We start from the raw sequence: 11979 nt of genomic DNA on the forward strand, positions 1-11979 counted from the left end.
CGCTCGGCCTGGCGGGTAGTAGCAACTCGATGACTTCCGACCGCTCGGCGGTCGTGCAGACGCGCGACCTCCGCAAGGAGTACGGCTCGACCGTCGCGGTCGACGACGTGTCACTCGAAATCTACGACGGGGAGATATTCGCGTTGCTCGGGCCGAACGGTGCCGGCAAGACCACCGCAGTCGAACTGATACAGGGGTTGCGCGAGCCGACGAGCGGAGAGGTGACGCTGTTCGGGCAGGACCTCCAGAACCACCTGCGGGCGCTCAAGGACAGACTCGGCGTCGTCCCCCAGTCGTTTCATACCTTCGAGCGCCTGACCGTCCGCGAGAATGTCGCGCTTATCGGTGACCTCCACTCGGCTTCCTCGGACGTGTGCGAGGTGCTCGCAGAGTTAGACCTCACCGAGTGGGCAGGCGAGCGCTTTGGCTCGCTGTCGGGAGGGTACAAGCGCCGGACCGGTATCGCCATGGCGCTGGTGAGCGAGCCCGATATCCTGTTTCTCGACGAACCAACGGCGGGGCTCGACCCCGCCGCCAGGCGGGCCACCTGGGAGCACATCGAGGGCCTGCCCGAACTTGGCACGACGGTCGTGTTGACGACCCACTACATGGACGAGGTGGAGTATCTCGCGGACCGGGTGGCCCTACTGGTCGACGGCCACGTCGAAGCGGTCGACTCAGTGCCCGCACTCGTCGACGCCTACGCGGGTGAGGTGACGGTCGTGGTCCACCTCGCCGGCGGCGAGCCCGAGGCCGAACTCGAATCGACGCTCGAGTCCCGAGCACAGGCAGTCCACCGGCGCGAGGGGGCACTTGTCGGCGTCTTCGACGACCGACAGCGCGCTCAGGAGGCCTACAGCGCGCTGCAGGATATCGGTACCCACTCTATCGACCTCGTCAGTCCGGGGATGGAAGACGTGTTCTTAGAACTCGCTGGCGCGTCGCTCGCTCCCGGGGGTGAGTTACGGTGAGGCGGCTCTACAGGCTGACGGTCACGCTCCTCCGAGACTGGACGCGCAACAGGGAGGCGGTCTTTTTTGCGCTGTTGTTCCCGCTCATCCTGCTTGTCATCTTCAGTCTCGTCTTCGCCGGCGGCTCCACGGAGTTCGACGTTGCCGTCCAGAACAACGACATCGACACAGAGGGCGAACCGACAGCGCTGTCGGCCGAGCTGGTCGACGCAGTCGAGGAAGTCGACCCGCTCGCGGTCCACCATGTCGACGCGAACGTCTCCCTGGAGAGAGAAGACATCGAGGAGGTGACGGGGTACAAACGGGTTCTCGTCGTTCCAGCAGGCTTTGGCCAGCGGGTTCGCAACGAGAGTGGGCGTGTTCGAGCGACAGTCATCCGTGGCACGCTCGCCCGATTCAACGTCTCCGAGGCCCAGCAGGCAGAGGCGATTGCAGGACTGGACGCACTCGGTCCCGAAAACGGAACAGCCGGTCCGGCCCGGCTCAGGCTGTTGACCGTCCCCGACGATGAGGGGTCCGGTGCGGTCGGGAGTATTCTGGATAGCGTTGTGGCGACGTTCAACAACCGCGCCATCGGCATCGAGGAGCCGACCGCAACCGTCACAACCGAGGAGCGAGGTGACGCGGCACTGGGCGCTGTCGATTACTTTCTCCCCGCGTTCATCGTGGCGATGGTGCTGATAAACGGTGTGATGACGGTCCCCTCGGCGGTCGCAGATTTCAAGCGCGACGGCACGCTCAAGCGGCTGGCGGCGACCCCGCTCAGAAAGCGGGAGTGGATTCTGGCGAACGTCATCCAGCAGTCCATCCTCGCGGTGGCGATTGCGCTGGTGATGGTCGCCGTCGCGTGGCTGTTGTTCGGGGTGACGGCAGTCCCCGGCCCGCTCGCGCTCTGTCTGCTCGTGCTCGGCGCGGTCGCGTTCACGGCGCTTGGCATGGTTGTCGGCGGCACAATCCGGGACCCGGGCTCGGCGGTCAGCCTCGGCGGTGCCATCGCGCTCCCGCTGCTGTTTATCTCGGGAGTCTTCTGGGAACTCGACCTCATGCCGCCGACGCTCCAGCGAGTCGCCGAGTTCAGCCCGGTGACACACTTCCACCGGAGCCTCCGGGAGCTGATGATTCTCGACTCGACGACGGGCGTGGCGGCGACGGCTGCGATGCTCGCTGCGCTCGCGGTTGTCTTCCTCGCCGGTGCAGTGGCCGTGACGGACTGGCAGGAGTTCGACTGACGAAACACTCCCACAGCGACCGGTGGGCATCGACAGTCGAAAAACCGCGCATCCAGACAATATAATCGCCGATTTTAAATATTTCTTCTCGAATGTATATATCAATGTTCTCCGGTGGTCGCGTTACTATCCCAGAAAGTACCGTGTTGATTCAGCCCACCCGAGTCAGTCGCGTAGAGAAAAGAGGTGTTTCGGACGCTATCGAACGGACGCACACAGCAGAAAGGATGCGCCGAGTGTCCCGGTGTCGGGCATGCCGTCGGACGCGGAGGCCCGGACAAGCGTCCACGGGTGTAAAGCGATGAAGGTGCTCGTGGTCGACGCCGACACGGGTGGGGCCGAGAGCGTCGCCGGAGAGATTACCGAGCAAATCGACGGCGCAGAGGCCGAGGCCGTGAGCGGGTTCGAACAGTCACGAGAGCAACTCCGGACGACCGGGTCACTGGACTGTCTCGTGTGCGTCACACGACCCGACGACGGCATCGACACACTGGCGTTGCAGTCGGTACTCGGCGAGACGCATCCGGGATGTGCGTCGGTTTTTGTAGGCGGACAGACCGACCTCGGCGTGACGGCGCTCGAACACGGGGTGACGGATTTCGTCCCGCGAGACGACGAAGGTAGGTGGCTCTCGGTGCTTCCGGACCGCATCGAGGCGGCCACAGAGCGCGCCACTGGGTTTCACGACGACACCGAAGCAACGCTTGAGGCACTGAACGAGGTGACCCGCGAACTCATCGCGGCGGATACCACTCACGAGGTTGCTGTCGTCACAAACGAGTACGCAAATGACGTGCTCGGATTCCCGGCGACATCGGTTCGGCGGTACAATCCGGAGAACCACGCCCTCGAAGTCATCCAGATTGGCGCACAGGTGGGCGAGGAGACCGACCGGCCGCCGTATCCGGTCGACGACTCGCCACACGGGAAGGCGTTCAGACGAGGTGAACCGGTCATCGACGACCTCCGGGGCGTCGAGGATGACGCGTTCGACCGGGAGGTGTTCACGCAGTGTATGTACGTTCCAATCGGAGAGTACGGCACAATCAGCATCGGCCTGACCGAGGGGACGCTCTCGACACTGGATATCAAGTTTGCGGAGATTCTTGCCAACAACGCACGCGTCGCCTTCGACGAGGCCACACAGAAAGAACAGCTCTCGACGACGCTCACAGAAATCGACGCGTTCGCCACACAGGTCGTCGAGACGAGCGAGGCAGTTCACAGCGCCGTCACCGATGTCGCGGAGGCAAACGAGCGCGTCGTCGATGCCGCTGACGATATTTCGGCCGGTGCGGACGAACAGAGCGCCCTGTTACAGGACGCGACCGAAGAGACAGAGACGCTACTCGATGTTGTCGGTCAAATCGCAGCGTTGGCTGACGACGTGGCCGACCAGTCACAGGAGAGTCGAGACCTCGCCGAGAAGGGGAATCGCCGCGCCCAGACAGCGGTCGACTCGATGGAGGATATCAGGGCGCAAGTCGACACCCTCGTCGGAGAGATAGAGAGCCTTCGAGGAGAAATCGAGGACATCGTCGAGATTGTCGATGTCATCGACGGTATCGCACAAGAGACGAACATGCTGGCGCTGAACGCCTCTATCGAGGCTGCCCGGGCCGACGCGAGCGGCGACGGGTTCGCTGTCGTCGCCGACGAGGTCAAACAACTGGCTGCCGAGACCAAGGAGTCGACAGACGAGATTCGAGACGTGGTCGACCGGGTGACCGCACAGTCCGAGACTGTCGGTTCGACGATGCAACAGATGCAGTCAGACATCGCGGCCGGCACGTCGACGGTCGAGGAGACCGTCGAGACGCTCGCGGCGATTCAACAAAGCGTCGAGGAGACCGACACCGGTGTGCAACAAATCAGCCAGCGCGTCGACCAGCAGGCCTCGGCAGTCCGAGATGTTGACGATATCGTCGACCGTGTCGCGACAATCAGCCAGGAGACAGCGACGAAGACAGACACCGTCGCCACGATTGCGACCGACCAGGCCGAACCCATCGACGATGTCACCGACCGGGCTGACCAACTCGGAACCGTCGCGCGAGAACTGCGTACACTGGCCGCCGACCTCTCGTCGGACAGAGACACAGCCATCAACAGCGAGCCAACACAGTCACCGGGACCACAGTCCACGTAGGTCATCGTCGTGACAACGCCCGGAGTACGAGCGCGTCGTTGCCGGTGGGAAACGGCGACAACTCGCATACAGATACAAGGACGTGGAGCGAGAAAGACAGGTATGGCAGCAGGTGGAGCCAGTAAACAAGTCGAATGTCGCTGTACGCGCTGTAAATACAACAACAACGGCCAGTGTGGCTACACAGGTCGTATCGTCATCGACAAGAACGGCGAGTGTCAGTCCCGCGAGGACGGTTTCGGAGACGGGCCAGGCCCGTACTGATTACTCGAGGAAGAACTCAGGGTCCTCGAAGGGCTCGTCTTCGCCCGTCACGTCGAGTACGTCGAGCGCGGTCACCGTCGCCTCGACGCCGAGTTCACCCGCGAGGCTCGGCTCTGTGCGGCCGCCATCGCTACTGATGAGTTCCTTGACGTAGAGACCACCCTCACCGTCGATTTCGACGGTGGCGTGACACTCGTCGTCGAGCGTGCCCGAGATGCCGTACACCTCGCGAGTCCGCGTTTTCGCCGCTCGGCGGTGGGAGACGCGCTGGGGCGTCTCCTGTGCAATCGTCGCGCCGTCGAGTGCATCGAGTGCGGTCTGAAAGTCGCCCTCGGTGACGGTCTCTGCGAACTCGACGGTCATCCGGTAGGTCTTGCTCGCGTCGAGTTCCTTGACGCGCTCGACCATGTCGTAGGTGGCCAGTCGGACCCCCTCGACCTCGGCCTTGCCGTCGGCAAACTCGTTAATCTCAGCTTCGAGGGCGTCGGTGTCGACCCGGCGGATTCGGGGCGTGTCGACCTCGATGACGAAGGGGCGGCCGGAGTCGAGCATCAGGGCGTCCACGTCCTCGCGGCCCGCGCCGTGGAAGGTGGCCGACTCGCCGTCCATCGCCTCCCGCACGACCGGCGCGGTGAGTTGTTCGACGCTCTCGTCGTACCGATACCCCGTGCCGTCACAGCCGTCACAGGGTTTGCCCTGGACGCGGCCAGTCCCGTTGCAGTCGGTACAGGGCCAGCGCGTCTGTGGGATATCTCGTTCGAGCTTCCGGTAGCGGCCGTAGACAAACGCCGAGTGGACCGTCACCTCGACCTCGTCGGTCGCCAGGTCACAGAGAATCTGGACGTCTGGCCGCCCGAGGTCGACTTCCGTCCCAGTCATGTCGCCGACTCGCTTGCCGACCTCGCGGTTGAATTCCTTTTTCATCGGCTCGCCGGCCTCGGGGTCCAGACCGGCGTCCTCTCGCAGGAGTCGGTCGTTCTCTTCGAGCAACGGCGGCACCTTCGTCCCTACCTGGTAGGTGTCGAACTCGTAGCCACGGGTCGCGGTAGCGGCCTGTTCGGCCCACCAGTCGAACCGTTCACACTCCTGTTCACAGACCCAACAGCCGCCGTCGTACGCCTCGAAATCCGCGTCGTCTTCCAGCGCGAGCGCGACCCGCAGGCCGCGTCCGCGCTCGTCGTTGCCCAGTCCGAAGCTCCGGTCGGCAACGAGCCGGCCGAGACAATTGTTACAGACCGGCCCGGACGCGAGCGCCTGCCGGGCAATCGAGAGCACTGTCATTACGTGGGAGTCGGCGCTCGGCCGTAATTCCTTTTCGGAGTTCCGTCCGCGGTTGCGAACCGAAGACACTATCAAAATCCTGCCTTACGTCCCCGTATGTCACAGCTAGAACTCGACGACCTCTACGACCTGTCGACGCCACAGCAGGTCGCCGTCTCGCCCGACGGAACCCGCGTTGCGTTTCTCACACAGGAGTTCGACCCCGAGGAAGACGAACGTCGAACCTCGCTGTTTGTCGCCCCCGCAGATGGCTCGCGCGACCCACACCGGCTGACCCGCGCCTCAGATGCCGGAGCCCCCGCCTGGTCGCCAGACGGTCGCTATCTCGGCTTTATCGCCGCACGCGACCCGGACATAGAGCGACGCGTCGGCCGCGACGAAGACGACGAGGGAGGTGACACAGACGAAGAGGACGATGCCGAGGAGCCAACAGGAACCGACGACGGCCCGAAACCCCAGGTCTGGGCGTTCGACATGGAACTGGGCGGCGACGCCGTCCAGCTCACCGACCGCGAGGAGGGCGTCAGAGAGTTCGACTGGGGACCCGAGGGCGACCGGCTGGTCGTCTCGGCCCGAGACCCCACGGAAGACCAACAGGAGTACCTCGACCAGCGCCGCGACGACGGCCCAATCGAAATCGAGCGCCTCCAGCACAAGGCCGACGGCCAGGGCTGGCTCGACGACGTGACCAGCTACCTCTTTGTCGTCGACATCGAGAGCGGCGACGAGACCAGACTGGACGACGCCTTCGGGCAGGGAGCCCGCGAGCCACTCTTTGGGCTTCAGCCCGCGTGGGGGCCGAGCGGCCGCATCGCGTTCGCCAGCAACCGAACCGAAACTCCCGACGATTCGGGCGTGATGGACCTCTATACAATTGCTCCCGACGGGAGCGACCTGCGGAAGCTGACCGATTCGACGCGGCGGAGTTCGGCCTACGAGTGGAGTCCCGACGGCGAGCGCCTCGCGTTCGTCTCCGGTGACCCCGAGAACTGGTACGAGCCGTCGGAAATCTGGGTCACAGAGCCCGACGGCACCGACGACCCGCCGATGCGCTCGGTGACGGCCTCGCTAGACCGGACGGTCGCGATGGTGGCCACTCCGTCGTGGCTCGACGACGACACTCTCGTCACCGCCGTCGGAGACGAGGGCCACACCCGGTTAGTGCGTGCCCATGCCGACGAGGACGACCCAGAGCGGACCTTCCCGGCACTGACGCGCGACCGGTCCCTCGGCTTCGCTGCTGGGGCTGGCGGGACCGTCGCGGCTGTCGTCTCGGACCCACAGGAGGGGAGCGACGTGTTCGCGCTCGACGCGACAGACCTCGACGACGAGGCGCCCGAGTCGCTGACCCGGCTGAGTGACCTGAACGCCGACCTGCTCGACGGCGCGGCGATGCCCGACTGTCGGCGCGTGACCGCCGAGAACGGCGACGGCGTCGACATCGAGGCGATAGCCTATCTGCCGCCGGATTTCGACCCCGAGGAAGACGAGCCACGGCCGGTCATCGCTTCCATCCACGGGGGCCCGATGTCCTACGACGCCCCGGTCTTCCGGTTTGGCTTCGCTTACTGGGCGAGTCAGGGCTACGTGGTCTATCGGCCGAACTACCGCGGGTCGACCTCCTACGGACAGGAGTTCGCGGAGTCGCTCATGGGGACCCGGGGCGACCTCGAAACCGACGACGTCCTCTCGGTGCTGGAGGAACTCACCGAGCGGGGCTGGGTCGACGACGAGCGAAGCCTGGTGACCGGCTTTTCCTACGGCGGCATCACGACCGCAAACGTCGTCACCCGAAGCGACCGCTTCGCCGCCGGGGCGGCCGAACACGGAGTCTATGACTTCCGGTCGACGTTTGGCACCGACGACAACCACCTCTGGCACGAGTGGGAGTTCGGCCTCCCGTGGGAGGAGCCGGAGCTGTACGAGGACATCTCCTCGATAACCGACGTAGACCAGATAGAGACGCCGCTTCTGGTCAGCGCCGGCGAGAACGACTGGCGCTGTCCCCCGACACAGGCCGAACAGCTCTACGTGAGCGTCCGCAAGCAAGACGTGCCCGCGAAGCTCGTCATCTACCCCGACGAACACCACAACATCAGCACCCCCGACCGGGCGATTCACCGGCTCGAATCGCTCACCGAGTGGTTCCGGGAGCACGACCCCGGCCACGAGACAGACGACGAGCGCTGAACCGAGAGGAAAGCCCATACTGTCGGGGCCACAATAGGTGGTATGGCACCAGATGAGACAGTCCTCGTCAGAGAGGTCATGTCCACGCCGTTAGAGACGATTCCAGCGACCGAATCCGTGCAGACGGCCGCAGAACGGATGCGCGACCACGACATCAGCGGTCTCTTCGTCCCGGGGCCAGATGCCGGTATCGTCACCACGACCGACATCGTCGACGTGGTCGCGGCCGGAGACGACCCTGCCAAAGTCACTGTCGGGGACGTGATGACCGCACCCGTCGAGCGGGTCACCACCGAGGTCGAACTGAACGAGGCCGCGGAGATGATGACGACCTACGGCATCAAACACCTGCCAGTCGTCGACAATCAGAGCGATTACGTCGGAATGGTCTCCTCGACCGATACGACCTCCGAGTTCGAGTAACGCTCGCGGGGCGGTCCGACGCCGGGAAACCGAAAGGAGTGTGTAGGTACCAGTGATAGCTGACATACGATGTACAGCGACGTGCTGGTTCCGACAGACGGAAGCGAGGCCATGGAGACAGTTCTCGACCACACCGCCGAAGTGACAGGGAAGGATGGGACCGTCCACGTGCTCTATGTCGTCGACGACCAGGTGTTTCTCACTCTCGCCGACGAGATGAAAGACGACGTGCTCGTTGACCTGCGCGAAGAGGGGTCGACGGCCGTCCACGACGCACGCGAGTCAGCCGAGGAGACGGGTTTCGACGTCTCGACCGCGATTCGCGAAGGCAAGCCCGCAGACGAGATTATCGCCTACGTCGAGGAAGCGGGTATCGACCTCGTCACGATGGGGACCCGCGGCGACGACTACACCGAGAACATGCTCGGGAGCACGGCCCAGAAAGTGGTGACGAACTGTCCCGCGCCGGTGCTGACAGTCAACGTCGAAGCGTAACCACAGGGCCGTCGTCGGGCGGTAAACGGCGACAGAGGGCCATTTCACACCCGAACGAGCAAGCGAATACTTTATTGTCTAGTCTCCGATAACGGTTGCCAATGAACTCGGTAGGGGAGACAGAGGCTGGCTCGGGGTGCCAGTGTACCGTTCTTGCTGTTGACGTGTCACTCTCTCGGGAGGGGATTGAGACGTTTCGCGAGTCGGGTATCGCCGTCAAACACGGTCGTGACCCAGAGGCCGTCCTGAAACGGGGGACCCACTGGGACGAGGACTGTCTGCTCGTCTCTGTGGCCGCCTTCGACGACTACATCGCCGACCACGTCGGCGAGTCGGCCCCACCCATCGTCGTGGTGTTTGCAGACCGGGACGCGACCGTCGCCAACCACGCGTCGGTGTCGGATTTCCTGTATCAGGCCGACCTGACCGAGCGCCCGGCGCTCGCTGCACAGTGTCTCAAAACAGTGACGGCAACACAGCAGACGTTCACCATTTCCCGGGCAGACGAGACGGGCGACGACGAGACCCACCTCGCGCGTCTCTTCGAAGAGGCGCCCGACTCGATTCTCGTCCACGACGAGACGGGGAAGATACTCAACGCGAACGGGACCGCGGTCAAGAAGCTGGGGTACACGCGCGAGGAACTGACATCGATGCACGTCAGTGATATCCAGGTCGGCGTCGACCCCGACGACCTGCTGGGGCGTCTCGACTCGCTACCGCCGGACGAGACGATAACTATCGAAGGCGAGCACAGACACGCCGACGGAACGGCTCACCCTGTCGAGACGTGGGTCAACAGGGTCGAGGCTGGCGGACAAGAGCGGTTTGTCGCCATCGCACGGGACGACACCGAACGACGACAGTACGAGGACCGCCTCGAAACCCAGCGTGACAACCTTGAGACGTTGAATCAGGTCGTTCGCCACGACATCCGCAACGACCTCCAGCTGGTCGACCTCTACGCGGACCTGCTCGAAGACCACGTCGACGACGACGGCCGCTCTCACCTCCAGAAGCTCAAGGAGGGCGTCGAGAACGCGGTCGACCTGACGACGACTGCCCGCGAACTCGCGGAAGTGATGCTCTCGACGACGGTCGACCACCAGCACGTCCGCCTCGACGCCGTCCTCATCCCGCAACTCGAAGAGATTCGAGAGTCCTACTCCGACGCCGTCGTGACCGTCCGCGGTGGTGTTCCGTCGGTCGAGGTCGTTGGCAACGACATGCTCGACTCCGTGTTCCGAAACCTGCTGAAAAACGCCATCCAGCACAACGACAAAGAAGTTCCTGCCGTCGCCGTCTCAGGGCAGACAGACGGGGATACCGTCACCGTCCGCGTCGCCGACAACGGTCCCGGTGTCCCTGACAGCCGGAAATCCGAGATATTCGGGCGCGGCGAGAGCGGTCTCGACAGCGACGGCACCGGTATCGGCCTCTATCTGGTCGAGTCACTGGTCGACAGCGTCGACGGCGACGTCTGGGTCGAAGATGCCGACGGCGTCGTCGAGGCCGGCGACGCGTCACACGAACTCTGTGGCGCGGCGTTCGTCGTCGAGTTGCCACTCGCGTAGTTACATAGGAGAGTGTCGCCGTGGTGACAGGGCCATCGCTGCTCCGGAAGTATCAGGCGAACGGAATCGAGTCAGAAAGTCGGTGTCGCGACGGACGACACGGCCACACGGTAAACCGATAACAGGGGACCGGGCCGTCCTAGCGGACGACAGTGACCGGGACAGTCGCCTTGCTGACAATCTCTTTCGCGACGCTGCCGACGACAGCTTCCTGTTCGGTCGACAGTCCCCTGTGACCAACGAAGATGGCCTCCGCGTCGGCCGCGGTCGCGCGGTCGGCGACTGCCGTCGCCGGCCGGCCGGTCAACAGCTGTGTCTCGATATCGAGGTCCGCCGACGGGACGGCGTCTCTCGCGACCGCCTGTGCGTCTTCCAGCGTGTCGTGGCCCTCGTCGGTGGCGGTCTCACGGCCCTGCATGACAACGTCGCCGTCGACCAGTTCCGTGTCGAGCGTGATGACGTGGACAATCTCCAGTGACTCCCCGAACGTTGCCGCGTGGGTCGCCGCGTATCGCACTGCATCGTTGCTCTCCTCGGACCCGTCGGCCGCAACAATGTAGCTCATACGTAACTGTTCGCGTACACAGTCAAAAATCTCATCACCGTTCCCACGGTGTAACAGCGGTCACAACGCATTTGACCCGGTATCTCGGCGCTGGTGGGCTACTGCGTCGACGCTGTTCCTATCACTGGTGAATTAAATGCCAAAAATATACAGGTAAATTATTATATATAGTTTCTGGTGTACCTAGCTAGTGGGTGAACCACAATGGCAACCAGACCAGCAGAAAAACAGCTCGATGCGGAACTGCTCGGACGGAACATCTCGTTCAACTACTCGGAGACCTGGGTAGGGTACTCCCTGCTCAGTCTACGAATCGTGATGGCGTGGGTGTTCCTGCAGGCAGGACTCGAAAAGTGGTCAGAGGGCGGCTGGGGTGACCCGTTCGCGTGGTCATCGCAGGGCTTTCTGGAAAACGCCGTGGCGGGTGCAAACCCGTTACACGGGCTGTTCACGTGGTTCGCGAACTATCCGGGAATCGTCGACCCACTGGTGGTCACCGGCCAGATACTCATCGGGATAGCGTTGCTGTGTGGCGTCCTCGTCCGGTTCGCCGCGCTCATGGGCGGCCTCCAGATGCTGTTTTTCTGGACGGCAGCCTGGCAGGATGGTCTGCTGGCCGGCCTGCCCGTCGAACACGGCTACGTCGTCGACAGCACGTTCGTCTACCTCCTCCTGTTGTTCGGTCTCGGCGCGTGGGGTGCCGGCCGGGTCGTCGGGCTCGACGCCAGGCTCGAGGAGACAGACATCGTCCAGAACAGTTCCTGGCTGTGGCTCCTGCTCGGGTGACTCCCCTCGCAGGTCGGGTCCGGCGGCCACAGACAACCAGCTACCGTCCTCC

The 11979-nt window shown here is 63.8% G+C and carries 11 protein-coding genes; 9 read left to right on the plus strand and 2 right to left on the minus strand.

What is annotated here, in order from left to right:
• Nucleotides 1-29 precede the first annotated feature (29 nt).
• The 4 genes from BLR34_RS11760 (at nucleotide 30) to BLR34_RS17035 (ending at nucleotide 4613) form a co-directional block, all read left to right on the plus strand.
• Entirely contained in the window at nucleotides 30-971 is a 942-nt protein-coding gene (locus BLR34_RS11760; protein WP_092703255.1) for an ABC transporter ATP-binding protein, read from the plus strand.
• Entirely contained in the window at nucleotides 968-2200 is a 1233-nt protein-coding gene (locus BLR34_RS11765) for an ABC transporter permease (RefSeq protein WP_092703257.1), read from the plus strand. The genes BLR34_RS11760 and BLR34_RS11765 overlap by 4 nt, the downstream gene beginning before the upstream one ends.
• 253 nt (nucleotides 2201-2453) lie before the next feature.
• On the plus strand, nucleotides 2454-4349 hold the full coding sequence (locus BLR34_RS11770) for a methyl-accepting chemotaxis protein (RefSeq protein WP_092703259.1): 1896 nt from the start codon (nucleotides 2454-2456) through the stop codon (nucleotides 4347-4349).
• Between the two features lie 102 nt (nucleotides 4350-4451).
• Nucleotides 4452-4613 carry a hypothetical protein gene (locus BLR34_RS17035; protein ID WP_176765310.1) on the plus strand — a complete coding sequence of 54 codons (162 nt, stop codon included), beginning with the start codon at nucleotides 4452-4454 and terminating at the stop codon, nucleotides 4611-4613.
• On the opposite strand, the gene BLR34_RS11775 is transcribed toward BLR34_RS17035, so the two are convergent.
• The gene (locus tag BLR34_RS11775; protein WP_092703261.1) at nucleotides 4614-5894 is read right to left on the minus strand and encodes a tRNA pseudouridine(54/55) synthase Pus10; all 1281 of its coding nucleotides are present in this window, start codon (nucleotides 5892-5894) and stop codon (nucleotides 4614-4616) included. It lies immediately after the preceding gene.
• A gap of 96 nt (nucleotides 5895-5990) precedes the next feature.
• Here BLR34_RS11775 and BLR34_RS11780 point away from each other — a divergent pair, with 96 nt between their 5' ends.
• The 4 genes from BLR34_RS11780 (at nucleotide 5991) to BLR34_RS11795 (ending at nucleotide 10576) form a co-directional block, all read left to right on the plus strand.
• On the plus strand, nucleotides 5991-8084 hold the full coding sequence (locus tag BLR34_RS11780; RefSeq protein ID WP_092703263.1) for a S9 family peptidase: 2094 nt from the start codon (nucleotides 5991-5993) through the stop codon (nucleotides 8082-8084).
• A 42-nt stretch (nucleotides 8085-8126) separates the two neighbouring features.
• A complete protein-coding gene (locus tag BLR34_RS11785; RefSeq protein WP_092703265.1) occupies nucleotides 8127-8507 on the plus strand; it encodes a CBS domain-containing protein in 381 nt (126 codons plus the stop codon).
• A 69-nt stretch (nucleotides 8508-8576) separates the two neighbouring features.
• On the plus strand, nucleotides 8577-9002 hold the full coding sequence (locus tag BLR34_RS11790) for a universal stress protein (protein WP_092703267.1): 426 nt from the start codon (nucleotides 8577-8579) through the stop codon (nucleotides 9000-9002).
• A gap of 101 nt (nucleotides 9003-9103) precedes the next feature.
• Nucleotides 9104-10576 (plus strand): sensor histidine kinase, encoded by a 1473-nt coding sequence (locus tag BLR34_RS11795; protein ID WP_092703269.1) that lies wholly within the window; start codon nucleotides 9104-9106, stop codon nucleotides 10574-10576.
• Between the two features lie 139 nt (nucleotides 10577-10715).
• On the opposite strand, the gene BLR34_RS11800 is transcribed toward BLR34_RS11795, so the two are convergent.
• On the minus strand, nucleotides 10716-11141 hold the full coding sequence (locus tag BLR34_RS11800; RefSeq protein ID WP_092703271.1) for a universal stress protein: 426 nt from the start codon (nucleotides 11139-11141) through the stop codon (nucleotides 10716-10718).
• Nucleotides 11142-11345: 204 nt separating this feature from the next.
• Between BLR34_RS11800 and BLR34_RS11805 the strand changes: the two genes are divergently transcribed.
• Nucleotides 11346-11927, plus strand: a complete 582-nt coding sequence (locus BLR34_RS11805; protein ID WP_092703273.1) for a DoxX family protein — start codon at nucleotides 11346-11348, stop codon at nucleotides 11925-11927.
• Nucleotides 11928-11979 lie beyond the last annotated feature (52 nt).

This window comes from Halovenus aranensis (genome assembly GCF_900100385.1).
In the GTDB taxonomy this organism is placed as follows: Archaea; Halobacteriota; Halobacteria; order Halobacteriales; family Haloarculaceae; genus Halovenus; species Halovenus aranensis.